20 protein-coding genes and 2 tRNA genes are annotated in these 24,736 nt (G+C 44.3%); 19 read left to right on the top strand and 3 right to left on the bottom strand.

Features of this window, described 5'->3' with window-relative positions:
• Nucleotides 1–10: 10 nt before the first annotated feature.
• The 15 genes from ftsH (at nucleotide 11) to PR675_RS11000 (ending at nucleotide 17,395) form a co-directional block, all read left to right on the top strand.
• The gene (gene ftsH / locus PR675_RS11070) at nucleotides 11–1,990 is read left to right on the top strand and encodes an ATP-dependent zinc metalloprotease FtsH (protein ID WP_127891335.1); all 1,980 of its coding nucleotides are present in this window, start codon (nucleotides 11–13) and stop codon (nucleotides 1,988–1,990) included.
• A 66-nt stretch (nucleotides 1,991–2,056) separates the two neighbouring features.
• Nucleotides 2,057–2,905 (top strand): dihydropteroate synthase, encoded by an 849-nt coding sequence (gene folP / locus PR675_RS11065; RefSeq protein WP_060561480.1) that lies wholly within the window; start codon nucleotides 2,057–2,059, stop codon nucleotides 2,903–2,905.
• A complete protein-coding gene (gene glmM / locus PR675_RS11060; protein ID WP_004915791.1) occupies nucleotides 2,898–4,235 on the top strand; it encodes a phosphoglucosamine mutase in 1,338 nt (445 codons plus the stop codon). Before folP ends, glmM begins: the two co-directional genes overlap by 8 nt.
• A 260-nt stretch (nucleotides 4,236–4,495) precedes the next feature.
• Nucleotides 4,496–4,834, top strand: a complete 339-nt coding sequence (secG, locus tag PR675_RS11055) for a preprotein translocase subunit SecG (RefSeq protein WP_004915793.1) — start codon at nucleotides 4,496–4,498, stop codon at nucleotides 4,832–4,834.
• A gap of 100 nt (nucleotides 4,835–4,934) precedes the next feature.
• Nucleotides 4,935–5,024 (top strand) — tRNA-Leu (locus tag PR675_RS11050).
• Between the two features lie 59 nt (nucleotides 5,025–5,083).
• A tRNA-Met gene (locus PR675_RS11045) sits at nucleotides 5,084–5,160 on the top strand.
• Between the two features lie 206 nt (nucleotides 5,161–5,366).
• Nucleotides 5,367–5,819 (top strand): ribosome maturation factor RimP, encoded by a 453-nt coding sequence (gene rimP / locus PR675_RS11040; RefSeq protein WP_014657325.1) that lies wholly within the window; start codon nucleotides 5,367–5,369, stop codon nucleotides 5,817–5,819.
• Nucleotides 5,820–5,842: 23 nt separating this feature from the next.
• Nucleotides 5,843–7,351, top strand: a complete 1,509-nt coding sequence (gene nusA, locus PR675_RS11035; RefSeq protein WP_004915799.1) for a transcription termination factor NusA — start codon at nucleotides 5,843–5,845, stop codon at nucleotides 7,349–7,351.
• 23 nt (nucleotides 7,352–7,374) lie between these two features.
• Entirely contained in the window at nucleotides 7,375–10,107 is a 2,733-nt protein-coding gene (gene infB / locus PR675_RS11030) for a translation initiation factor IF-2 (RefSeq protein ID WP_004915802.1), read from the top strand.
• 103 nt (nucleotides 10,108–10,210) lie between these two features.
• The gene (gene rbfA, locus PR675_RS11025) at nucleotides 10,211–10,621 is read left to right on the top strand and encodes a 30S ribosome-binding factor RbfA (protein ID WP_014657326.1); all 411 of its coding nucleotides are present in this window, start codon (nucleotides 10,211–10,213) and stop codon (nucleotides 10,619–10,621) included.
• Nucleotides 10,621–11,565: a tRNA pseudouridine(55) synthase TruB gene (truB, locus tag PR675_RS11020; RefSeq protein ID WP_060561479.1), complete on the top strand. Its 945-nt coding sequence runs from the start codon at nucleotides 10,621–10,623 to the stop codon at nucleotides 11,563–11,565. Before rbfA ends, truB begins: the two co-directional genes overlap by 1 nt.
• 122 nt (nucleotides 11,566–11,687) lie before the next feature.
• Nucleotides 11,688–11,957 (top strand): 30S ribosomal protein S15, encoded by a 270-nt coding sequence (gene rpsO, locus PR675_RS11015; RefSeq protein ID WP_004915813.1) that lies wholly within the window; start codon nucleotides 11,688–11,690, stop codon nucleotides 11,955–11,957.
• A 280-nt stretch (nucleotides 11,958–12,237) separates the two neighbouring features.
• On the top strand, nucleotides 12,238–14,361 hold the full coding sequence (gene pnp, locus PR675_RS11010; protein WP_014657328.1) for a polyribonucleotide nucleotidyltransferase: 2,124 nt from the start codon (nucleotides 12,238–12,240) through the stop codon (nucleotides 14,359–14,361).
• Between the two features lie 78 nt (nucleotides 14,362–14,439).
• A complete protein-coding gene (gene nlpI, locus PR675_RS11005; protein ID WP_004915819.1) occupies nucleotides 14,440–15,357 on the top strand; it encodes a lipoprotein NlpI in 918 nt (305 codons plus the stop codon).
• 169 nt (nucleotides 15,358–15,526) lie between these two features.
• Nucleotides 15,527–17,395: a DEAD/DEAH family ATP-dependent RNA helicase gene (locus PR675_RS11000; protein ID WP_004915822.1), complete on the top strand. Its 1,869-nt coding sequence runs from the start codon at nucleotides 15,527–15,529 to the stop codon at nucleotides 17,393–17,395.
• A 114-nt stretch (nucleotides 17,396–17,509) separates the two neighbouring features.
• Here the strand turns inward: PR675_RS11000 and PR675_RS10995 are convergent, their stop codons facing one another.
• The 3 genes from PR675_RS10995 to PR675_RS10985 form a co-directional block, all read right to left on the bottom strand.
• Entirely contained in the window at nucleotides 17,510–17,884 is a 375-nt protein-coding gene (locus tag PR675_RS10995) for a YjaA family stress response protein (RefSeq protein WP_004915826.1), read from the bottom strand.
• A 95-nt stretch (nucleotides 17,885–17,979) separates the two neighbouring features.
• A complete protein-coding gene (gene btsR / locus PR675_RS10990) occupies nucleotides 17,980–18,696 on the bottom strand; it encodes a two-component system response regulator BtsR (RefSeq protein ID WP_014657331.1) in 717 nt (238 codons plus the stop codon).
• A gap of 15 nt (nucleotides 18,697–18,711) precedes the next feature.
• A complete protein-coding gene (locus PR675_RS10985; protein WP_004915834.1) occupies nucleotides 18,712–20,397 on the bottom strand; it encodes a sensor histidine kinase in 1,686 nt (561 codons plus the stop codon).
• A 241-nt stretch (nucleotides 20,398–20,638) separates the two neighbouring features.
• Here PR675_RS10985 and PR675_RS10980 point away from each other — a divergent pair, with 241 nt between their 5' ends.
• The 4 genes from PR675_RS10980 to PR675_RS10965 all read left to right on the top strand — a co-directional run bounded on the left by PR675_RS10980 (nucleotide 20,639) and on the right by PR675_RS10965 (nucleotide 24,736).
• A complete protein-coding gene (locus PR675_RS10980) occupies nucleotides 20,639–21,610 on the top strand; it encodes an HlyD family secretion protein (protein WP_004915837.1) in 972 nt (323 codons plus the stop codon).
• A gap of 11 nt (nucleotides 21,611–21,621) precedes the next feature.
• On the top strand, nucleotides 21,622–22,767 hold the full coding sequence (locus tag PR675_RS10975; RefSeq protein WP_004915838.1) for an ABC transporter permease: 1,146 nt from the start codon (nucleotides 21,622–21,624) through the stop codon (nucleotides 22,765–22,767).
• Nucleotides 22,767–23,924, top strand: a complete 1,158-nt coding sequence (locus PR675_RS10970) for an ABC transporter permease (protein WP_004915840.1) — start codon at nucleotides 22,767–22,769, stop codon at nucleotides 23,922–23,924. Before PR675_RS10975 ends, PR675_RS10970 begins: the two co-directional genes overlap by 1 nt.
• Nucleotides 23,925–24,328: 404 nt before the next feature.
• The gene (locus PR675_RS10965) at nucleotides 24,329–24,736 is read left to right on the top strand and encodes a DUF350 domain-containing protein (RefSeq protein ID WP_004915844.1); all 408 of its coding nucleotides are present in this window, start codon (nucleotides 24,329–24,331) and stop codon (nucleotides 24,734–24,736) included.

The following is a 24,736-nucleotide window of genomic DNA, read 5'->3' as shown; positions in this document are numbered from 1 at the left end:
GGTTAATCCCTTGAGTGACATGGCGAAAAACCTGATTCTCTGGTTAGTCATCGCAGTTGTTCTGATGTCCTTGTTCCAGAGTTTTGGCCCAAGCGATTCGAATAATCGCAGAGTTGATTATTCTACGTTTATCAATGAGTTAGCCCAGGATCAGGTACGTGAAGTTCGTATCACAGGTCGTGAATTAAACGTCAGAAAGGCTGATAATAGCCGTTATACAACTTATCTTCCTATGCAGGATGAGAAGCTGTTAGACACGTTGCTAAATAAGCACGTAACTGTCGTTGGTGAGCCACCAGAAGAACCTAGCTTTCTGCAAACTATCTTTATTTCCTGGTTCCCAATGCTTCTGCTGATCGGTGTCTGGATCTTCTTTATGCGCCAAATGCAAGGCGGTGGCGGTAAAGGAGCAATGTCATTCGGTAAAAGCAAAGCTCGAATGCTAACGGAAGATCAAATCAAAACGACTTTTGCCGATGTTGCTGGCTGTGATGAAGCAAAAGAAGAAGTTGGTGAAATTGTTGATTTTCTACGTGAACCAGCTCGTTTCCAGAAGTTGGGAGGTAAAATACCAAAAGGCGTCCTGATGGTAGGTCCTCCAGGTACAGGTAAAACTTTGCTTGCTAAAGCAATTGCCGGTGAAGCCAAAGTACCATTTTTTACGATTTCAGGTTCTGACTTTGTTGAAATGTTTGTCGGTGTTGGTGCATCGCGTGTTCGTGATATGTTCGAACAAGCGAAAAAAGCAGCACCTTGTATTATCTTTATCGATGAAATCGATGCGGTTGGTCGTCAACGTGGCGCTGGTTTAGGTGGTGGTCACGATGAGCGTGAACAGACTCTGAACCAAATGCTGGTTGAGATGGACGGTTTTGAAGGCAATGAGGGTATTATTGTTATTGCGGCAACAAACCGTGCTGATGTTTTGGACCCTGCATTATTACGTCCAGGCCGTTTTGACCGTCAGGTTATGGTAGGCTTACCAGATGTACGCGGTCGAGAACAAATATTAAAAGTTCACATGCGTCGTGTTCCTATTGATCCTGCTGTTGATACAGCCATCCTTGCTAGAGCAACCCCTGGGTTCTCCGGTGCTGAATTGGCAAACCTAGTGAATGAAGCAGCCCTGTTTGCGGCTCGTGCCAACAAACGCGTTGTTTCAATGGTTGAGTTTGAAAAAGCTAGGGATAAAGTATGGCTGGGGGCTGAACATCGTTCTTTGATGATGACAGAAGAACAAAAAGAAGCTACCGCGTATCACGAAGCAGGCCATGCAATTGTTGGTTATCTGATGCCTGAGCATGACCCTGTGCATAAAGTGACGATTATCCCTCGTGGGGGTGCATTGGGCGTTACTTTCTATCTACCTGAAGGCGACCAAGTCAGTGCAAGCCGTCAGAAATTAGAAGGGAATATCGCTAGCACATACGGTGGTCGTATTGCAGAAGAGTTAATTTATGGTCATGACAAAGTCTCTACAGGGGCGTCAGGCGATATTCAGCAAGCAACCAACACCGCAAGAAAAATGGTGACTCAGTGGGGCTTCTCTGAGAAGTTAGGGCCAGTACTGTATGCTGACGAGGAAGGGCCTGCATTTTTAGGTCGCTCGGGGCACAGCTCGACTTATTCGGATGAAACTGCTCGCATTATTGATGAAGAGATTAAAGCAATTATTGAGCGCGCTTACCAAGTCGCCTATAAAACGCTGACAGACAATATGGATATTCTGCATGCTATGAAAGATGCATTATTGAAATATGAAACCATTGATATGCCAATGATTGATGATTTGATGAATCGTCGTCCTGTACGCGAACCGGCGGGCTGGGATGAAGACAAAAAAGTCAACAATGTAACGGGTTCTTTTGGTGCTGCGGTTAATACATCAAAACCTGAAACAACGACTGAAAAACCTCAATCTGAAGAGCCAAAAAACAGTAATGATGAATCTCATTCATCAGACAATACAAACGATAACAAACCACAATAAGCTATCGTTAAGTGATATGGAAAAACCCCAGTTCTCTGGGGTTTTTTACGTTAAGGTGAAATAACGATGAAAATTAGAGCAAGGGCTTGTGAACTCGATCTATCCACACCAAAAGTGATGGGGATTTTGAATGTTACTCCTGATTCATTTTCAGATGGTGGCACTCATAATCGTTATCATGACGCATTGGAACATGCCGCTAAGATGGTGAATGAAGGGGCATCGATTATTGATATTGGCGGTGAATCGACGCGTCCGGGAGCGGCAGAGGTTTCTGTCAATGAAGAACTCGATAGAGTTATTCCAATTGTGGAAGCCATTGCACAGCGTTTTGATGTGTGGATTTCTGTTGATACCTCAAAAGCGGAAGTGATGTCAGAAGCCGCAAAAGCAGGTATGCACCTAATCAATGATATTCGCTCATTACATGAGCCAGGAGCCATTGAAGTTGCGGCACAAAGTGGCTTACCCGTTTGTATTATGCATATGCAAGGTCAGCCAAGAACCATGCAAGATGCGCCTAATTATGAAAATGTTGTAGCAGATATTAAAGCTTATTTTGATGCTGAAATTGCGCGTTGTGTCGCGGCAGGTATCGATAAACAGCAGATAATACTCGATCCCGGTTTTGGTTTTGGTAAAAACCTGTCACATAATTATCAACTGCTGGCAAATTTGGATCAGTTTCATGATTTCGGACTACCGCTATTGGCAGGAATGTCCCGTAAATCTATGATTGGAAACTTATTGAATGTTCCACCACAAGAAAGGCTTGTGGGAAGTATTGCTTGCGCAACTATTGCAGCGATGCAAGGCGCACAGGTTATTCGTGTACATGATGTCAAAGAGACCGTACAAGCAATGCAGATCGTTCAGATGACTCTGTCAGAAAAGGAAAAGTTAGCGTATGAGTAACCGTAAATATTTTGGTACTGATGGTATTCGTGGCAAAGTGGGTGACAGCCCAATCACGCCTGATTTCGTATTAAAATTAGGCTGGGCAGCAGGGAAAGTTCTTGCTCGCCATGGCTCACGAAAAATTATTATTGGTAAAGATACGCGTATCTCCGGTTATATGTTGGAGTCATCTTTAGAAGCGGGTCTAGCGGCTGCGGGTTTATCTGCGTCATTTACTGGCCCAATGCCAACACCTGCCGTAGCTTATCTGACACGTACTTTCCGCGCTGAGGCGGGGATTGTAATTTCTGCGTCTCATAACCCTTATGATGATAATGGGATTAAATTCTTCTCGATTGATGGGACTAAATTGCCTGATGAAGTCGAAGAAGCGATAGAAGCGGAGATGGAAAAACCAATCACATGTGTTGAATCCGCAGAGCTAGGTCGCGCAAACCGTATTGTTGATGCTGCGGGTCGTTATATTGAATTTTGTAAGGGCACTTTCCCTAGTGAACAAAGCCTCTCTAGCCTAAAAGTCGTTATCGACTGTGCTAATGGCGCAACTTACCATATTGCACCGAATGTATTTCGTGAGTTAGGGGCTGAAGTCATCGCGATTGGCTGTGAACCTAATGGGATCAACATTAATGAGAAGTGTGGCGCTACGGATGTTCGCATGCTACAAGAGCGTGTGCTTGCAGAAAAAGCGGATGTGGGGCTAGCCTTTGATGGTGATGGTGACCGTTTGATTATGGTTGACCATGAAGGTAATAAAGTCGATGGTGACCAAATTCTCTATATCATTGCGCGTGAAGCATTACGTCAAGGCCAATTAAAAGGTGGTGTTATCGGCACGCTGATGAGCAATATGGGGTTAGAAATCGCTCTGAAACAACTTGGCATTCCTTTTGAGCGCGCAAAAGTGGGTGACCGCTATGTACTTGAGAAGCTCCAAGAAAAAGGTTGGAGAATGGGGGCTGAAAACTCAGGTCATATTATCTTATTAGATAAAACGACGACGGGTGACGGTATTGTGGCTGGTCTGCAAGTACTCAGTGCGATGGTTCGTAACCAAATGAGTTTGCATGATTTATGCAGTGGCATGAAACTGTTACCGCAAGTACTGGTTAACGTACGCTTTTCTGGCTCACATGACCCATTACAAAGTGAAGCTGTATTGGCCGCGAGTGAGCAAGTCGAGAAAGAGTTGGCAGGCAAAGGTCGTGTTCTGCTGAGAAAATCAGGTACAGAACCTTTGATTCGAGTCATGGTCGAAGGTGAAAATGAAGCTGACGTTTTGGCGATGGCTAACCGCATTGCTGATGCAGTAAAAGCGGCAGGTTAATCATTTTAACGATAGGATCGTTTAAAAATAAGGCACTAACTGAGAGCCTGACAAAATTGCCCATCCCGAGTTCATTTGCTGTTTTTTTCCGCAAATGAACTCAGGAAATGAAATTTGGCTTGCTTGTCGGCTCAGCTTTGGTTAGTATTCGCACCTGCTTAATCCCGTAAAGGTCATACTTAAGCGGCAAATAAGCGGGTGTGCAGTATTATAGGTCATAGTGGTTACACTATGTTCCGCAAACTGAATAGGTAACTCAAATGTACATAGCTCTTTTAATTGTTTTCTTGTTGGTAGCTATCGGCCTGATTGGTCTGATCATGTTACAACAAGGTAAAGGTGCTGACATGGGTGCGTCATTCGGTGCGGGTGCCTCTGCAACACTGTTTGGTTCATCGGGTTCTGGTAACTTCATGACTCGTATGACTGGAATCTTGGCTGCTGTATTTTTCATTATCAGTTTGATCCTTGGCAATATGACTGCCAATAAATATGGAACTGGTAGCAAATGGGAAAATATTAGTGAACCGGCAAAAGTCGAGCAACCAACAGACGTTCCGGCAGCACCAGCAACACCAACGAGCGATATCCCTCGTTAAGTGTTAAAGATTCCGGATGAAGGCATTTAAGCCATCATCAATAAAGTAAAAAAGAATTTGAGGTTATTGTTAAGTTATTCATCAATAACCTCGCCTCAGTGCCGAGGTGGTGAAATTGGTATACACGCTACCTTGAGGTGGTAGTGCCTACAAAACGGGCGTACGGGTTCAAGTCCCGTCCTCGGCACCATTATTTAAGATAACTTGTGCTCTACAGGTTATTTGTGTAGAATATGTCACGTTTTCGAACGCGGGATGGAGCAGCTTGGTAGCTCGTCGGGCTCATAACCCGAAGGTCGTCGGTTCAAATCCGGCTCCCGCAACCAATTCTTAGTCAGCATATCTTATCAGATGTATTTATCGGAAATTCTCATCGATTTATCACGGTTTTAAAGATATACTAAGAACATGGTGAACCCGTTGGCACTACAGGGTCCAGTTTCATAAAGCCCCGAAATTTCGGGGTTTTTTGTTATTTGACAATCGAATTAACTGGGCTTTTATAGCCCTTTTTTTATGTCTGGGGGTGGGCTTGTCCACATTAGAACAAAAATTGACAGAGATGATTTCAGCACCGGTGGAAGCACTTGGCTTTGAATTTGTAGGCTTAGAGTTTGTCCGTGCTCGTACATCGACATTGCGTGTTTTCATTGATAGTGAAGAAGGCATCACTGTTGATGATTGTGCTGATGTCAGCCATCAGGTGAGTGCAGTATTGGATGTCGAAGATCCAATCTCTGTGGTCTATAACCTAGAAATATCGTCACCAGGGCTAGAACGCCCACTGTTCACTGTCGCACATTATGAGCGTTTTGTCGGTGAAGAGGTGGCACTGACTTTACGCATTGCGATGCAGAACCGCCGTAGATGGCAAGGCATTATAAAAGCTGTCGAAGGTGAAATGATAACGGTTACTGTGGATGGTAAGGATGAAGTGTTCGCCCTTGGCAACATCCAGAAAGCTAACTTGGTACCCCACTTTTAATTAAGTTCAATGAGGCAACTAGGATGAACAAAGAAATTCTGGCTGTTGTAGAAGCGGTTTCTAACGAAAAATCCCTCCCTCGTGAAAAAATCTTCGAGGCACTGGAAACGGCACTAGCGACAGCAACCAAAAAGAAATATGAGCAAGAAATTGACGTTCGTGTCGAAATCGATCGCAAATCCGGTGATTTTGATACCTTCCGTCGTTGGCTGATCGTTGAAGATGTAACGATGCCAACACGTGAAATTACGTTAGAAGCAGCACAATTTGAAAACCCAGAGCTAAAACTGGGCGAATACGTTGAAGACCAAATCGAGTCCGTTGCTTTCGACCGTATTACAACCCAAACTGCAAAACAAGTGATCGTACAGAAAGTACGTGAAGCGGAACGTGCGATGGTGGTTGATCAATTCCGTGAGCAACAAGGTGAGATCATCACCGCTCAAGTTAAGAAAGTAAACCGTGAAAATATCACGTTAGATCTTGGTAACAATGCTGAAGCGGTGATCTTACGAGAAGATATGTTACCGCGTGAAAACTTCCGTCCAGGTGACCGCATCCGTGGAGTCCTGTATGATGTTCGTCCGGAAGCACGTGGCGCACAACTTTTTGTTACCCGTTCTCGCCCAGAAATGTTGGTTGAATTATTCCGCATTGAAGTGCCAGAAATTGGTGAAGAAATTATTGAAATCAAAGCCGCTGCTCGTGATCCGGGTTCTCGCGCTAAGATCGCAGTAAAAACTAACGATAAGCGTATTGACCCGGTCGGTGCGTGCGTTGGTATGCGTGGCGCGCGAGTTCAAGCTGTTTCTAGTGAGCTAGGCGGCGAGCGAATTGATATTGTGTTATGGGATGATAACCCAGCTCAATTCGTGATTAATGCAATGGCTCCGGCTGATGTGGCATCTATTGTGGTTGATGAAGACAAATGTACAATGGATGTTGCCGTAGAAAGCAGTAACTTAGCTCAGGCGATTGGTCGTAACGGCCAAAATGTGCGCTTAGCAGCACAGTTACTGAAAAAACACCGTGGTGATGACAAATGGGAATTGAATGTCATGACTGCAGAAGAGCTGAATGCAAAACATCAGGCAGAAGCGCATGCTTCTATTGACACATTCACTAAGCATCTTGACATTGATGAAGAGTTCGCCACTGCACTTGTTGAAGAAGGCTTCTCGACGTTAGAAGAACTGGCCTACGTGCCTATCAAAGAGCTTCTGGAAATTGACGGTTTAGATGAAGAAACTGTTGAAGTTCTACGTGAAAGAGCGAAAGCGGCCCTCACTACGATTGAATTGGCTCAAAAAGAGAGTCTAGGTGATAACCAGCCGGCAGAAGATTTATTGAATCTGGATGGTATGGATAATACTCTGGCCTATAATTTGGCTATTCGCGGTATCTGTACACTGGAAGATCTTGCTGAGCAGGGCATCGACGACCTGATTGATATCGAGGGTCTGGATGGTGAGAAGGCAGGTGCACTCATCATGGCCGCACGTAATATTTGCTGGTTCGGTAACGATGCGTAAACACTGTAGCAGGAAGGAACGGCATGACAGAAACTGTAAAATCATTGGCAGCAGAAATTCAAACCACAGTTGAACGCCTGGTACAGCAATTTGCTGAAGCAGGGATCAAAAAAGGTGAGAATGACTCTGTTAGTCAGGCAGAAAAAGAAACATTGCTGGGGCACTTGAATCGTGAGCAAGGCGGTTCAGCGAGCCAGCCAAGTAAGTTAACATTGCAACGTAAAACGCGTAGTACGTTGAGTGTTCCAGTCACCGGTGGTAAGAGCAAATCGGTAAATGTAGAAGTCCGCAAAAAACGCACTTATGTGAACCGCGACGCTGAGCAAGCGCAAGCGGAAGAGCAGGCGAAGCGTGAAGCGGAAGAGCAAGCACGGCGCGAAGCTGAAGAACTGGCTAAACGTGAAGCAGAAGCAAAACGTATCGCAGAAGAAAATGCGAAGCGTGAAGCGGAAGCAAAGCGTGCAGCCGAAGAGAAAGCAAAACGTGAAGCAGCTGAGAAAGCTACGCGCGAAGTAGCGGAAAGAGAAAAAGTGAAATCAAGCGAAAATCATCAAAAAGCTGGCAAAGCCGGTGAGACCAACTCTGAAAAACAGCGCCGTGAAGCTGAAGCAGCAGCTCTGAAGCGTAAAGTTGAAGAAGAAACTCAACGTAAAGTTGAAGCAGAAGCGAGACGTGTCGCAGAAGAGGCTCGCAAAATGGCAGAAGAAAACAACGAAAAATGGAACAATGATTCCAGAATCGACGACGATAGTGACTATCACACGACGACTTCTCGCCATGCTCGTGCAGCGGAAGATGAAAGCGACGAAAAAGAAGAAGGTCGTCGTTCTCGTAACCGTAGTGCGAAAGCGCCTCGCCAAAAGAAAGGCAATAAGCTTTCTGAAAAAGCCGATCGTGAAGAAGAACGCGCTGCTGGCCGCTCTAATCGCGTCAAAGGTAAACAACGTAAAGGTAGTTCACTGCAACAGAGCTTTAACAAGCCTGCGGCAGCAGTAAACCGTGACGTGGTTATCGGTGAAACGATCACTGTTGGTGAACTCGCTAACAAAATGGCGGTGAAAGGTTCACAAGTGATTAAAACAATGATGAAGATGGGCGCGATGGCGACTATCAACCAAGTCATTGACCAAGAAACTGCGCAGCTTGTTGCAGAAGAGATGGGTCACAAAGTTATCCTTCGTCGCGAAAATGAGCTAGAAGAAGCGGTAATGAATGACCGTGATACGGGTTCAGCAGTTGAAGAGCCACGTGCACCGGTTGTTACCATCATGGGTCACGTTGACCATGGTAAAACATCACTGCTTGACTATATTCGTTCAACGAAAGTCGCTTCAGGCGAAGCAGGTGGTATCACTCAGCACATCGGTGCTTACCATGTGAAAACTGATAAAGGGATGATCACCTTCTTAGATACTCCGGGTCACGCCGCGTTTACGTCAATGCGTGCTCGTGGTGCTCAGGCGACGGATATCGTTGTTCTGGTTGTTGCAGCAGACGATGGTGTGATGCCACAAACTATCGAAGCCATCCAACACGCAAAAGCGGCGGGTGTGCCTATCGTTGTTGCTGTGAACAAAATTGATAAACCAGAAGCGGATCCAGATCGTGTAAGAAATGAGCTGTCACAATACGGTGTTATTTCTGAAGATTGGGGTGGTGATACTCAGTTTATTAGCGTATCGGCGAAAAAAGGTACCGGTATCGATGAGCTGCTTGATGCTATCTTGCTACAAGCAGAAGTCCTCGAGCTGAAAGCAGTTTACGCAGGTATGGCAAGCGGTGTTGTTGTTGAATCTTACCTTGATAAAGGTCGTGGTCCAGTTGCAACGATTCTTGTTCAAGAAGGTACGCTCAACAAAGGCGATATTGTTCTTTGTGGTTTTGAATACGGCCGTATTCGTGCAATGCGTAACGAACTCGGTAAAGAAGTTCAATCTGCTGGCCCATCAATGCCTGTTGAGATTTTAGGTCTATCCAATGTTCCATCCGCAGGTGATGAAGCAACCGTTGTTCGTGACGAGAAAAAAGCACGTGAAGTTGCATTGTATCGCCAAGGTAAATTCCGCGATGTGAAATTGGCTCGCCAACAGAAATCTAAACTGGAAAACATGTTTGCTAACATGGAAGAAGGTAAAGTTTCTGAACTGAACATTGTTCTAAAAACCGACGTTCAAGGTACTTGTGAAGCGATTACTGACTCACTGTTAAAACTATCGACTGATGAAGTTAAAATCAAAATCATCGGTTCTGGTGTGGGTGGTATTACCGAAACTGACGCAACTCTGGCTGCGGCATCGAATGCGATCATTCTTGGCTTTAACGTTCGTGCTGACGCATCTGCTCGCCGCGTTATTGAGAGTGAAAGTGTTGACTTACGTTACTACTCCGTCATCTATAGCTTGATTGATGAAATCAAACAAGCGATGAGCGGTATGTTAGCACCTGAATACAAACAGCAAATCATGGGTCTTGCAGAAGTCCGTGACGTCTTTAAATCACCGAAGTTTGGTGCTATCGCTGGTTGTATGGTGACAGAAGGTACTATCAAGCGTAATAACCCAATCCGTGTTCTGCGTGATAACGTGGTTATTTACGAAGGTGAGCTGGAGTCACTACGTCGCTTTAAAGATGACGTCAACGAAGTCCGTAATGGTATGGAGTGTGGTATCGGTGTTAAGAACTACAACGATGTCCGTGTTGGCGATATGATTGAAGTCTTTGAAGTGATTGAAGTTAAACGTTCGATTGACGGTTAATTTCTTTTATACCCGCGAAGGGAGCATATCGCTTATCGCGGGTATCCATAGCTTTGTATTTATTGGGGGGCAATAGCCCCCCAAAATGTCAGGAGATATAACGATGGCAAGAGAATTTAGTCGTTCTCAGCGCGTAGCCCAAGAAATGCAAAAAGAAATTGCGATTATCTTGCAGCGTGAAGTTAAAGATCCCCGCATTGGCATGGCAACTGTTTCAGGTGTCGAGCTATCAAGAGACTTGGCTTATGGTAAAGTTTTCGTGACTTTCCTTAACATTTCTCATGAAGAACATGAGTCTCAAATGGTTCAAGATGGCATTAAAGCGCTCAATGAAGCTTCTGGCTTTATTCGTTCTTTGCTAGGAAAAGCGATGCGTTTACGCGTTATTCCAGAGTTAACGTTCTCTTACGATAGCTCATTGGTTGACGGTATGCGTATGTCTAACTTAGTTTCCAATGTTATTCGTAATGATGAAATGCGTCGTGCGAACGCGGATGATAAAGAGGAAAAATAATGGGGCGTCGTCGTAGCGGCCGTGACATACATGGCGTTTTGCTGCTGGATAAACCCACTGATATTTCTTCAAACGATGCGCTGCAAAAAGTGCGGCGCTTCTTCAATGCAAATAAAGCGGGTCACACGGGAGCGTTAGATCCACTTGCAACAGGGATGCTCCCTGTTTGTCTCGGTGAAGCAACCAAGTTTTCTCAATTTTTACTCGACTCAGACAAGCGTTATCGTGTGATTGCCCGTCTAGGACAACGTACTGACACTTCGGATTCCCATGGTCAAATCATCAGTGAGCGTAACGTTGAGTTTACACAAGCTCAGCTTGATGAGGCATTAGCGCATTTTCGTGGTGATACATTGCAAGTGCCATCAATGTATTCGGCACTAAAATATCAAGGGAAACCTTTGTATGAGTATGCGCGTAAAGGGATCACCGTTGAGCGGGAAGCACGGCCTATCACAGTGTATGAGTTACAGTTTATTCGTTTAGAAAATAATGAACTGGAACTGGAAATTCACTGCTCTAAAGGTACTTATATTCGTACCATTATTGACGATTTAGGTGAGATGTTAGGTTGTGGTGCACATGTCATTTACCTACGACGCTTGCAGGTAGCAAACTACCCTTATGCGCGGATGGTGACATTAGAGCAGCTCGCCGCATTAAGAGCGCAAGTTGATGAAGGCAATGGCACTTTTGAATCGCTGCTCGACCCTTTATTGTTGCCGATGGATACTGCGGTGGTGCATTTTCCTGCCGTTAATTTGACAGAAGAAACGGCGGCATACTTTAAGCAGGGCCAGCCTGTTAGGGCGAATATTGGTCAATTAGCGGAAAGCACCATGGTTCGCGTGACTTGTGGTATTGCTGAACGTTTTATTGGCATTGCGTTGATCAGTGAAGATATGCGGGTTGCTCCTCGGCGTTTAGTTGTTGAAAATGAATAATCCGCATGGCGGCACTTATTGCTTTGCGACTATAAGCAGCGTAGAATAGCGGCGCTTAATCTGTGAGATGCTAAATTAGAGATTGGCTCTCATTACATACATTTATACATTTGGAGTTTAATATGTCTCTAAGTACTGAAGCTAAAGCAAAAATCGTTGCTGAATTCGGCCGCGATGCTAACGACACTGGTTCAAGCGAAGTGCAAATCGCTTTGTTGACCGCTCAAATCAACCATCTGCAAAGCCACTTTGCAGAGCACAAAAAAGATCACCACAGCCGTCGTGGTCTGCTGCGTATGGTTGCTCAGCGTCGTAGATTGCAAGCTTATCTGAAAAGCAAAGATATCGCGCGTTACACCGCTCTTATCGAGCGTCTGGGTCTGCGTCGTTAATCGAGTCAGTTTCAGTGGAAAGGGGCCTAATGGCCCCTTTTCTTCTAAAAGTTATATTTAAAGTTGAAGTAAGACTCGAATTATACTTAACTTAAATGCTAAGCTATGATTCGTAATTAATTGTTTTATTAACGCCTCTTCAGCTACACCGATTCGCGCGGCTAATGAGAAAATTGATCATTTGAATATCTGTCTTCTCATTAGTCGCGAGGCTGTAGTTAGGAAGAGAAAGCCAATGCCACGAGAGAGAGTCGAGTGGCCTAAAATAAAGGGTACTATTTTGTTAAATCCTATCGTACGCAAATTTCAATACGGTCAACATACCGTATCCATTGAAACCGGCATGATAGCGCGTCAAGCGACTGCCGCTGTTATGGTAAACATGGATGATACAGCCGTTTTCGTGACCGCGGTTGCTCAGAAAAAAGTTAAAGAAGGCCAAGACTTCTTCCCTCTGACCGTTAACTACCAAGAGCGCTCTTATGCTGCTGGTCGTATTCCAGGCAGTTTCTTCCGTCGTGAAGGCCGCCCTGGTGAAGGTGAAACGCTGATCGCGCGTCTTATTGACCGCCCATTACGCCCTCTGTTCCCAGAAGGTTTCCTGAACGAAATCCAAATCATCGCAACCGTTGTTTCTGTTAACCCACAAGTTAACCCGGATATTGTTGCTATGATCGGTGCATCGGCTGCATTGGCGTTGTCTGGTGTTCCTTTTAATGGCCCAATTGGTGCGGCACGTGTTGGTTTTATCAATGACCAATATGTTCTGAATCCAACAGCAGATGAGCTAAAATTAAGCCGCCTTGATTTAGTGGTAGCAGGAACAGAAAGTGCAGTTCTGATGGTTGAGTCAGAAGCGGATCTGTTAAGCGAAGAGCAAATGCTGGGTGCCGTTGTTTTTGGTCATGATCAACAACAAATCGTGATTCAAGAAATCAATGAGTTAGTTAAAGAAGCAGGTAAAGAAAAATGGGATTGGCAACCAGAGCCAGTTAACCAAGCTTTACGTGATAAAGTTGCAGCGCTGGCTGAAAGCCGTATGGGTGATGCTTATCGTATCACTGAAAAACAAGAGCGTTATGAGCAAGTTGACCTGATCAAAGAAGAAGTCACAGCAGCAATCGTGGCTGAAGATGAAAATGTCGACGTAGCTGAAGTTGCTGACATTCTAGCGAACCTAGAAAAACAAGTTGTTCGTAGCCGTGTCATTCGTGGTGAGCCACGTATTGATGGTCGTGAAAAAGACATGGTTCGTGCGCTGGATGTACGCACTAGCGTTCTGCCACGTACTCACGGTTCTGCGCTATTTACCCGTGGTGAAACTCAGGCATTAGTCACTGCAACACTGGGTACTGAACGTGATGCACAGGTTATTGACCAGTTAATGGGCGAATATACTGATCGCTTCTTGTTCCACTATAACTTCCCTCCATACTCTGTTGGTGAAACAGGTATGGTTGGTTCGCCTAAGCGTCGTGAAATTGGTCATGGTCGTTTAGCGAAACGCGGTGTGATGGCGGTCATGCCTGATCATGCTGATTTCCCATACACTGTTCGTGTTGTATCTGAAATCACTGAATCAAACGGTTCATCATCAATGGCGTCGGTTTGTGGTGCTTCTTTAGCACTGATGGATGCAGGTGTACCAATTAAAGCAGCGGTTGCTGGTATTGCTATGGGTCTGGTTAAAGAAGGCGATGATTTCGTCGTACTTTCTGACATCCTTGGTGATGAAGACCATTTAGGCGATATGGACTTTAAAGTCGCAGGTAGCCGTGATGGTATCAGCGCACTGCAAATGGATATTAAAATCGAAGGTATTACTCGCGAAATCATGCAAGTTGCATTGAACCAAGCAAAAGGTGCTCGTCTGCACATCCTAGGTACAATGGAACAAGCGATTAACAGCCCTCGTGATGATATTTCTGAATTTGCACCACGTATTCACACTATCCGCATTAATCCAGATAAGATTAAAGATGTTATCGGTAAAGGTGGTTCGGTTATCCGTGCGCTGACAGAAGAAACTGGCACTACAATCGAAATTGAAGATGATGGTACAGTGAAAATTGCTGCAACTGATGGCTTGAAAGCAAAAGAAGCTATCCGTCGTATCGAAGAAATTACTGCTGAAGTCGAAGTCGGCCGTGTTTACCAAGGTAAAGTTACTCGTATCGTTGACTTTGGTGCGTTCGTTGCTATCGGTGGTGGTAAAGAAGGCTTAGTGCATATTTCTCAAATCGCCGATAAGCGTGTTGAGAAAGTGACTGACTATCTGCAAATGGGTCAAGAAGTTCCTGTTAAGGTGTTGGAAATCGACCGTCAAGGCCGCATCCGCCTGAGCATGAAAGAAGCTGTTGCGACTGAAGAAACTCCAGCACAGCAGCAGGACTCAGCAGAATAGGCTGAATCTAAGCAGCGCCCTATAAGTTAGGGCGCATAGCCGTAATTTGCTGAAATAGTGGTAATGTAAGGGCGGAGTATGCTGAATAGTATCTGTCTTCGGTTTAGGGGCTTAAGCACGTTTACTCGTGTGGTCTCTGCGCTTATCTTTTTTGTGCTCATTGGATGCAGCAGTAAAGATTGGCGTAAAAACGAGGTATTTGCTGTTCCTCTGCAACCTTCATTACAACAAGAAGTAATATTGGCTCGTATGGAACAAATCCTTGCGAGCCGATCTTTAACCGATGACGAATACGCTCAGCTTTTATATGAGCGCGGAGTGTTGTATGATAGTCTCGGTTTGAGGGCGTTAGCGCGCAATGATTTTTCAACGGCGTTAGCGATTCGCCCTGATATTCCTGAAATTTTTAACTTTTTAGGAATATATTTTACGCAGGCTGGCAACTATGATGCCGCCTATGAAGCGTTTGATTCTGTATTAGAGCTTGATCCAACTTACACTTTCGCGCGTATGAACCGCGGCATCGCATTATATTACGGTGGTCGGTACAAACTAGCGCAAGATGATCTGCTGGCGTATTATCAGATAGATCCAAATGATCCTTTTCGCACGCTATGGCTTTATCTCGTTGAGAAAGACATAGACCCGCGAGTGGCGCAAGATAATCTTGCAGCTCGTTATGACCGTGCGGAGAAAGGGCTATGGGGCTGGAATATCGTAGAGTTTTACCTTGGCAAAATCAGTGAAAACACATTGATGGAGCGCTTGAAAGAAACTTCTACGGATAACACTTCGCTCGCTGAGCATCTCAGTGAAACTAACTTCTATTTAGGTAAGCATTACCTAAGTCTGGGGGATAAGGATAGCGCAACTGCGTTATTCAAACTGACGGTGGCTAACAACGCTCATAGCTTTGTTGAACACCGCTATGCATTGTTGGAATTGGCGCTGTTAGGCCAAGAACAAGACGACCTTTTAGAATCGGGCCAGCAATAGCTGACGAACATTTCATCACTATTTTTTGAGTCATCATCCTTCGGGGTGACGGCCTATTTGTTCGTTTAATAACACAATTTGAGCCAGTTCACATTTTAAATGAAAATGACCGAAATGATTTTCGCACGGTTATGTAAACTGGCCGCCATTAAGTATGAGGCACCTTTACATGACCACCGAGACTGATATCTCTTTCGCTGATTTAGGTTTATCAGCGTCTATTTTGACTGCACTAAACGACCTGGGATATGAAAAACCTTCTCCGATCCAAAAACAATGTATTCCATTGTTAATGGACGGTAATGATGTGTTGGGTATGGCACAGACGGGGAGCGGTAAAACCGCAGCCTTTAGTTTGCCGCTACTGCACAACATTGATCCAGATTTAAAAGCTCCGCAAATTCTAGTCCTAGCCCCAACACGTGAGTTGGCGGTTCAGGTTGCTGAAGCGATGGGCGATTTTTCTAAACACATGAGCCGTGTTAACGTGGTGGCCCTATATGGTGGCCAGCGTTACGACGTGCAATTGCGTGCTTTGCGCCAAGGGCCACAAGTTGTTGTGGGAACGCCTGGGCGTCTGCTTGATCATCTGAAACGCGGTACATTAGACCTGTCTAAATTGAAAGGCTTAGTACTGGATGAAGCTGATGAAATGCTGCGTATGGGCTTTATTGAAGATGTTGAAAACATCATGAGCCAAATTCCAGCAGAGCATCAAACAGCGCTGTTTTCAGCGACGATGCCAGAACCAATTCGTCGTATAACACGCCGTTTCATGAAAGAGCCTAAAGAAATTCGTATTCAGGCTAGCATTACAACACGTCCAGATATTGCTCAAAGCTATTGGACTGTTTACGGCATGCGCAAAAATGAGGCTCTGGTTCGTTTCTTAGAAGCCGAAGATTTTGACGCAGCAATTATTTTTGTTCGTACAAAGAATGCAACGCTGGAAGTGGCAGAAGCGCTTGAGCGCAACGGTTATAACAGTGCTGCATTGAACGGTGATATGAACCAAGCGTTACGTGAACAAACGCTAGAACGTTTAAAAGACGGTCGTTTGGATATTTTGATCGCCACTGACGTTGCTGCTCGTGGTCTTGATGTTGACCGTATTAGCTTAGTCGTTAACTATGACATCCCAATGGATGCAGAGTCTTATGTTCACCGTATCGGTCGTACTGGCCGTGCAGGGCGTGCTGGCCGTGCACTCTTGTTCGTAGAGAACCGTGAGCGTCGTTTGCTGCGTAACGTTGAACGCACCATGAAGCTAACGATCCCTGAAGTTGAACTGCCAGATTCACAATTGCTAAGTGAACGTCGTCAGGCGAAATTTGCTGAAAAAATCCAACAGCAATTTGAAAGCAGTGACTTAGACCAATACCGCGCGCTGTTAAAGAAACTGTCACCGTCAGAAGATGTTGATATGGAAACATTGGCCGCCGCGTTGCTAAAAATGGCTCAAGGTGAGCGTGCACTTATTCTGCCACCAGATGCACCGCGTCGCCCACGTCGTGAATTCAATGACCGTGATGATCGCCGTCGTGATCGTAATGGCAATGGCTTTGACCGTGCAGAGCGTGGTGATCGTAGTGGTCGTCGTGAGCGCCGTGATGTTGGCGATATGGAAATGTATCGCATCGAAGTCGGCCGTGATGATGGCGTAGAAGTGCGCCACATTGTAGGGGCGATTGCCAATGAAGCGGATATTAGCAGCCGTTATATTGGTAATATCAAGCTGTTTGGCTCTCACTCAACGATTGAGCTACCAAAAGGCATGCCAACCGAAGTGTTAACTCACTTAAGCCGTGCACGCATTTTGAATAAACCAATGCAAATGCAATTAATTGGTGATGCACAGCCGTTTGAACGTCGTGAGCGTCGTGGTGGTTCACGCCGTGACGGTGGCTTTAATGGTGAGCGTCGCAACGACCGTGAGGGTGGCAATCGTCGTGGTGGCCATCGTGGTAACGGACGTGGTCGTAATGAAGATCACAACTCGGCAGCTCCGCGCCGCCGTAGCACCAGCCATAATGCTTAATTACACACATTTACCGAGTGTTTCTATTTAGGAAGCACGACTTAAATTGTGAAAAAACCGCTTCAAATTAATGGAGCGGTTTTTTATGTTGTTCTAACACGACAGGTAATAACACTATTTATTATCTAATAATTCTTCCGCTTGCCTTTGTGGCATGGGTAATTCGTCATGGCTGACAATCACCTTTTTCAGTTTATGATTAAACGCCGTAACGGTAATTTCTTCTAATAACCTGACTTCAACGGGGCTTAGTCCACCTTCATTTTTTTCTAAGGCTTGGATAACAATGCGGTGATGAGGGGTTAAAGGAAGGCGAATACTGAGTTTCATTGCATCAATAAGCTGTATTAGGAGGCTTTGGGCGACGTAGAAATCTCCGACAATTAACCGAGAAGATGAGAACTCCCCTTCGGCGGTGTACTCCTCATGGGTCTTTAGGTTTTTTAAAGTCATTGAGTTAGTGCGAAGTTGTAAATAGAAGTCCGCCATGTGTGATCTCCTTATAAACTCGTTATCCGCCAAGTTGCAGTATGTTGACTTGTCGCCTAGCGACAACGCAAATTATTTAGAGTCAGTATGGCACATTAAATGATCCCCAGCGCTTCTTTTAGTGGTTTTAAGTAACGACGGCTGACAGGAATATGTTCGCCCGACCTTAAAACGAGCTCTGCTTGCCCATTGTCACCAAACAAAATCTCACTTAATTCTGTCATGTTCACCAAATACTGGCGATGGCAACGGACCAAAGGTGTGCGTAACTCTAGCGTTCTCAGTGTCAGTTCGGTGAAGCCCTCTTGACCTTGCGTGCTCATCACATAAACACCACTCATCCGCGAGGTCACATACTGCACTTCGTCCAACTTCATCAGCCAAATACGACTGTGACCAGTACAAGGAATAAATTTGAGCGGTTCATGGTCACTTAGGATCTCGAGATCTTGTTTTTGCTTGCCTTGGCGTAGACGGGTTAGTGTTTTATTTAGCCTTTCACTCTCTAATGGTTTTAATAAGTAATCAAAAGCATGTTCTTCAAAGGCTTGTATGGCAAATTCATTAAATGCAGTTAGAAAGACAATATAAGGCCTATCTTCAGGGTCGAGCATGCGTACCATTTCAAGGCCCGTAATACGTGGCATCTGAATATCAAGAAACACGACATCGGGCTTCTTTTTATGGATAACACTGATCGCCTCAATGGCATTGGCACACTCATCCATAATTTCAATATCATCATGCTCTTCCAACAAACAGCGTACATTTTCCCGCGCAAGTGGTTCATCATCAACAATCAATACATTCATAGAAATTTAATCATTTTATTCTGTTAGCCTATAAGGCAGACGTAATTGCACTCGCGTAAACTGTTCAGGTTCATATTCCACGCTAACGCCATATTGTTCGCCATATTTTAGGCGTAGACGCTTATCAACTAGGCTCATGCCTAATCCATCGTTCTGAGCTGTGGGTTGATAAAGACCTGCATTATCTTCTATCTCAATATAAACCTGTTCACAGCGTATATAACTTCTAATTGTAATATATCCAGTGTCTAATAACTGTGAGGTGCCGTGTTTAATTGCATTTTCAACGATCGGTTGTAGGGAAAAGGCAGGTAACTCTACTTGTCTTAATGCTTCAGGGATATCCAGCTCTATCTGTAATTTCTCACAAAAGCGTGCTTTCTCAATTTGTAAGTAAGCATTTACATGCTCTAACTCTTCGCCAAGCGTTGCATTTTGTTCCGGACGCTTAAGGTTATTACGAAAGAAGGTGGAAATATATTGCACTAGCTGACCCGCTTGTTGGCTGTCTCTGCGAATAACGGCTTGTAGCGTATTGAGGACATTAAATAAGAAGTGAGGGTTTACTTGCGCGTGAAGTAGCTTCACTTCGGATTGTAGTAATGATTGTTTATTGCGTTCATATTGCCCAGCAAGGATTTGTGCCGAAAATAGACTCGCAATGCCTTCACCCAATGTACGGTTGATAGAGCTAAATAAACGGTTTTTGGCCTCATACAGTTTAATTGTACCAATAACGCGTTCGTTCTCTCCCCTAAGTGGGATCACCAGTGCAGAGCCGAGCTTACATGTTGGGCTTAACGAACATTTATAGGGGGTTTCATTACCATCGGCATACACCACCTCGTTATTATCAATTGCTCGGCGCGATTGTTCTGAAGCTATGGGGGTTCCGGGGCAATGGTGATCGGCTCCTATCCCAATAAAAGCTAATATTTTTTCTCTATCGGTGATGGCGACCGCACCAATTTCTAGCTCTTGATAGATAATTTTAGCCACTTTCATACTGTTATCGGTATTGAACCCTTTACGTAAAATACCATCTGTGCAGAGGGCTATTTTTAGGGCCTGTGCGGAGAATGCGGTTGTGTATTTTTCTACGATAGCGCGGCGATCGAGTAAAATCCGAATAAACATCGCGGCACCAATCGTGTTGGCAATGACCATCGGGGCGGCAATACTTTTGACCAGTTCCAGCGCTTCGCCGAAAGGGCGGGCAAGTAATAGGATGATCAGCATCTGAATAATTTCGGCCACAAAGGTAACGCAACTGGCGGTGAGAGGATTAAATATTTTATTGATCTGACCGCGTTTCATATAGTAGCGGTGGACTAAGCCACCAATTAGCCCTTCCACGATGGTGGAGACCATACAACTGAAGGCGGTCATGCCGCCGAGTGAGTAACGGTGCAATCCTCCCGTGAAGCCAACAGCAAACCCAACCGCGGGGCCACCAAGTAATCCACCAAGGACAGAGCCAATGGCGCGTGTATTTGCTATTGAGTCGTTAATGTGTAACCCAAAATAGGTTCCCATGATGCAGAAAACCGAGAAAATGAGATAGCACATCACTTTATGGGGTAAGCGAATGGTCACTTTTAATAATGGAATAACAAGGGGGGTTTTACTGAGCGCCCATGCAATGACCAAATAAACGCACATCTGCTGTAGTAGTAGCAGAATGAGATCAAACTCGTACATAAAGGTTTCCAGTTGGTGGCGTCTTAACAGGGCAATTGTAACGTAAGCGGCTGATTTGATAATAGCGATTTGGTCAAAGTTAACTTTTCTTTATTTGACATAAGGGGCAAGTCACTTCAATATTATATATCCCCCTTCTATTTGTGACCTTGCGCACAAATTTATTAACGCTGTATCGGCAATTACTGCGATAATTTTATAGCCATAGTTTCCTCCGTGATTATTTAGGGTTTTACTAATAATGAAAAAAAGAACAATAGCACTGATTTTGTTGATGCTGATTTTGATAGCGGCGGCGGCACTTTTCCATTCTCACAATCAATTTTTGCTATTACAAGGTGAAGTTGATGCACCCGAAGTCATGGTCACATCTAAGGCTAAAGGTCGTGTTATTGAGCGTCATGTTGAGCGTGGGGATGATGTTAAAAAGGGGCAGTTATTATTGACCTTAGAAAGCCCTGAGCTAACAGCGCAATACGCTGCCTTGAAAGCCGCAAGAGATCAAGCAAAGGCACAGTTAGCACAATCGCTCCATGGCACTCGCGAAGAGACGATCCGTCACCTGCAAGCCTCATTGGCACAAGCCAATTCACAATACCAAAATGCGTCTCGTGAATACCAACGCTTAAGTAATTTATCGGCTAAAGGCTATGTTTCAGCCAATGAGCTTGATAATGCGCGTAAAGCGAAAGAAGTTGCTTTTCAGCAAGTTCAAGGGGCAAAAGCGCAGCTTGAAGAAGCTAAGAATGGTGATCGCATTGAACTGCGTCAAAAATATGAGGCGGCGCTGAATGAAGCTGAACAAAAACTCGCGGAGCTTCAAGTCCAATTAGATGATTTACAAGTGAAAGCGCCAGTGGATGGGGAAATCGGTCCTATTCCCGCAGAAGTAGGGGAAATTTTCAATGCGGGCAGCCCGCTTTTGACCATGGTGCGTATACCGCAGTCTTACTTTATCTATAACTTACGTGAAGACATTCTTGTCGATGTGAAAAAAGGCGATAGAGTTCAGCTTGATGTGCCTGCATTAGGCGATAAAAAAATCGAAGCTGAGGTGCGTTATATTGCGCCAAAAGGGGATTACGCAACAAAAAGGGCAACACGTGCAACAGGGGATTTTGACTTGAAAACCTTTGAGGTTCGTTTGTATCCAGTAGAGCCTGTTGACGGCTTAAGGCCTGGAATGAGCGTGCTATGGCGCTGGGATAAATAAAAGGCGCGAGTATGAGATTAAAATTCGCTTGGCATGGTTTTGAGCATGCATTCAGTCGAGAAACACAAGCCGCTATTCGTAGTCCGGTTTTTCACTGGTTAAGCTGGTTGTTTCCATTAATGTTATTCACGTTAGTTAGTGCTAACTTCTCAGAAGGAACGTTGATGGATTTGCCTGTTTCGGTGGTGGATAATGACAGAAGCCCCGTTTCCCGACAAATTATCCGGGATCTCAATGCTGGACCCCATGCTGACGTTAAAGCGATTGATAATAATCTTAATACATCGTTAAAACGATTAGCCAGTGCACAGGATTATGCGCTGCTGTACGTGCCGACTAATTTTGAGGCCGATGCATTACGGGGGCGTCAACCTGAGCTACGCATGTACTATAACGCGCTGTTTTATGCGTCAGGGAGCTATGCAATCCAAGACTTTAGTGGGCTGGTGGCTGAGCTAAATGCCAAATATCGAACGCAGTTGGCAGGTTCGATGGGGAAAGCATTACCACCGCTCGCTCAAGTGACCCTCTCTTATGACAGTTTATTTAACCCTAGTGGTAGTTATATTTATTATCAGCAATTTGCGGCTACCATTCATATGCTACAACTGTTTGTGGTGACCTGTACGATTTACACATTATCACGTAGTTCTATCTTACAAAGCGTGAAGCCTTTCGGTATGGCGGTCTTAGGGAAAATGGCTCCTTATACGCTATTTTTTACGACACTGTTAGTGGTTGAACTTGCGGCTTTGGTCAGTATTTTTGATGCTAAGGTTGTGGGGAATCCCCTCTATATGATAATGGTGGGCTTTTTCTATGTAATAGCGGCGCAAAGTATTGGGCTACTGCTATTTAGCTTTACTTCAAGTGCGATTATGGCTTACAGCTTGATAGGGATGCTAGTGAGTATTGCACTCGCTTTCTCCGGTATGGCTGTACCGGAATTATCCATGATTTTACCTGCGCAGATTATTTCCAATATCGAGCCATTAACTCATACACTCAATGCGATGTTTGATATTTTCCTACGTGAGATCTCATTTAAACGTATTGTGGAAGTGTGTCTATTTTTGCTGATTTATCCAATAGTGACGGCATTTTTGATCCGTAAGCGCTTGCCGAAACGTATTGCGGCACAAGGAGGGGAGCTGTAATGCAAATGTATTTTGCGACTTTCCGTAAGGTGCTGATTGGCATGTTAGATAAGCCAATGTGGTTATTATTGATCGTTTCACTGTGTGTGATGAGTTTGGTGTATGCGAAACCCGTCTTGTGGGATCTGCCTGTTGCAGTCATCGATCAGGATCATAGTGTGGCAAGTCGGGCACTTATCCGCGATTTGGATGCGGCGCCTAAAGTTAAATTACACAGCTATGACAATTTGGAACAAGCTCGTAAGGATATGATTAATCGGCAGCTTTTTGCCATTATTATTATCCCGACAGACTTTGAAAAATTCCTGCTAAATGGGAAAAATATCACTATCCCCGTTTATGGTGATGCGACAAACCGTTTAGCAAGTGGTCAGATCCAGCAAGAGCTAATGAGTGCGTATCAAACGTTATTAAATAGCTATAACACCCAATTACTCATCAACTCAGGATTTAGTCAAGAGCAAGCGAACGTCATTATTACGCCAATACGTAGTTTAACAGAGCCGTTATATAACCCGGGTGTAAGCTTTGCCGCGATTGTGTTTCCTGGGTTGTTAGTGATGTTGTTACAACACTCCTTGCTGATTGCTTGTGTTCGCGTGAGTATTGCTATCCGCGGTACACCGAAAGGTAAACCACCATTAGCGGTGTATTTGGGGGCGCTATCGGCCTTGATACCGATCTGGCTATTTTTATCGACCGTCTTTTTTGCATTATGGCCGTGGATATTAGGCTATCGTCAAGAGGCGCCATTGTATCAATTGTGGATGCTCACTTTTCCCTTCTTGCTTGCCGTAATTGGGTTAGGGAAGTTGGTCACTGAGTGTTTGCGTAGTGTCGAGATGATTTATCTGACATTAGCGTTTATTACAACACCTGTCTTTTACATGTCCGGTACGATATGGCCCTTACAAGCCATGCCTGAATGGGTACGAATGATTGCTTCGGCTTTACCATCAACATGGGCAACGAGTGCCATGGCGGGTATCAATCAAATGGGGCTACCTTTTAGTGGCGTCTTGATGGATATTGTGATGATGTTAGTGCTCGGTGTGATTTATACCGTAATTGGTGTCTTAATTGGCATGTTGCGTGATGGTGAATTACGTCAGATTTCTCATATTATTCATCGTTGGCGTAAACAACATCATAATTAATATTATTCTTCTGGCGTGTTTGATTGTCAGAAAATAAAAAAAGATTGCAGTTGGTGGTAGCCAGCTGCAACACCACTAATCATTTTGCTCTCAATATTATTATCTTTATCTGTTTGGTATTCTTACTTAAATATAAGTGTTTTTAACATTAGATAAGAAAAATCCATTATTGGTTTATTCGTGACAGGATTGTCATCATCAATTAATCGTTTAGACCTCATGCAGTTATTCTATTATTAATAAAGCGACTTATTTGATACTACTACTCTATCATGCTCAGTAAAAAATGAATCATTAGATCATAGTCTCTAGATAAAAGTAAAATGCACTGAATTATTTATAATCTCTTTATTTTTGAAAAAGGTTAAGCTACATTTATTCCTTTTTCACGGAAATATAATTTCATGGATTTTACAGCTATACTTTCTGCTCTACTCTCCTTTATTAGTTATTTTGCAATTGGTGCTGTTATGGTACTTGCATTCCTCTTTATTTATACACGTATATCGCGTCATAATGAATGGGTATTAATTAAACAGAATAATACCGCCGCTGGCCTTGCGTTTATTGGTGCGATGCTAGGTTATATCACTCCGTTGTCGAGTGCGATTTCTCATTCTATTAGTATTCTTGACTGTATAATATGGGGTGTTATTGCATTATTAGTTCAATTGCTTGTTCTTGGTGCAACAAAAATCTATATGCCAAAAATCAGTGAAAAAATAGAGCAAAATAATATATCCGCAGGCCTCTTTTTAGGTGGAACATCACTTGGATTTGGTATTTTGAATGCAGTAAGCATGAGCTATTAA

Origin of the sequence: Providencia sp. PROV261 (assembly GCF_028477945.1) — a bacterium.
Lineage (GTDB): Bacteria > Pseudomonadota > Gammaproteobacteria > Enterobacterales > Enterobacteriaceae > Providencia > Providencia stuartii.
Note: the sequence above shows the minus strand (reverse complement) of the source record. Positions and strands in the feature narration are given on the sequence as shown.

Coding starts and splice junctions, on each gene's coding strand:
- folP (WP_060561480.1), top strand. CDS start 2,057: ATGAAAATTAGAGCAAGGGCTTGTGAACTCGATCTATCCACACCAAAA.
- glmM (WP_004915791.1), top strand. CDS start 2,898: ATGAGTAACCGTAAATATTTTGGTACTGATGGTATTCGTGGCAAAGTG.
- secG (WP_004915793.1), top strand. CDS start 4,496: ATGTACATAGCTCTTTTAATTGTTTTCTTGTTGGTAGCTATCGGCCTG.
- nusA (WP_004915799.1), top strand. CDS start 5,843: ATGAACAAAGAAATTCTGGCTGTTGTAGAAGCGGTTTCTAACGAAAAA.
- infB (WP_004915802.1), top strand. CDS start 7,375: ATGACAGAAACTGTAAAATCATTGGCAGCAGAAATTCAAACCACAGTT.
- rbfA (WP_014657326.1), top strand. CDS start 10,211: ATGGCAAGAGAATTTAGTCGTTCTCAGCGCGTAGCCCAAGAAATGCAA.
- truB (WP_060561479.1), top strand. CDS start 10,621: ATGGGGCGTCGTCGTAGCGGCCGTGACATACATGGCGTTTTGCTGCTG.
- rpsO (WP_004915813.1), top strand. CDS start 11,688: ATGTCTCTAAGTACTGAAGCTAAAGCAAAAATCGTTGCTGAATTCGGC.
- nlpI (WP_004915819.1), top strand. CDS start 14,440: ATGCTGAATAGTATCTGTCTTCGGTTTAGGGGCTTAAGCACGTTTACT.
- PR675_RS11000 (WP_004915822.1), top strand. CDS start 15,527: ATGACCACCGAGACTGATATCTCTTTCGCTGATTTAGGTTTATCAGCG.
- PR675_RS10995 (WP_004915826.1), bottom strand. CDS start 17,884: ATGGCGGACTTCTATTTACAACTTCGCACTAACTCAATGACTTTAAAA.
- btsR (WP_014657331.1), bottom strand. CDS start 18,696: ATGAATGTATTGATTGTTGATGATGAACCACTTGCGCGGGAAAATGTA.
- PR675_RS10985 (WP_004915834.1), bottom strand. CDS start 20,397: ATGTACGAGTTTGATCTCATTCTGCTACTACTACAGCAGATGTGCGTT.
- PR675_RS10980 (WP_004915837.1), top strand. CDS start 20,639: ATGAAAAAAAGAACAATAGCACTGATTTTGTTGATGCTGATTTTGATA.
- PR675_RS10975 (WP_004915838.1), top strand. CDS start 21,622: ATGAGATTAAAATTCGCTTGGCATGGTTTTGAGCATGCATTCAGTCGA.
- PR675_RS10970 (WP_004915840.1), top strand. CDS start 22,767: ATGCAAATGTATTTTGCGACTTTCCGTAAGGTGCTGATTGGCATGTTA.
- PR675_RS10965 (WP_004915844.1), top strand. CDS start 24,329: ATGGATTTTACAGCTATACTTTCTGCTCTACTCTCCTTTATTAGTTAT.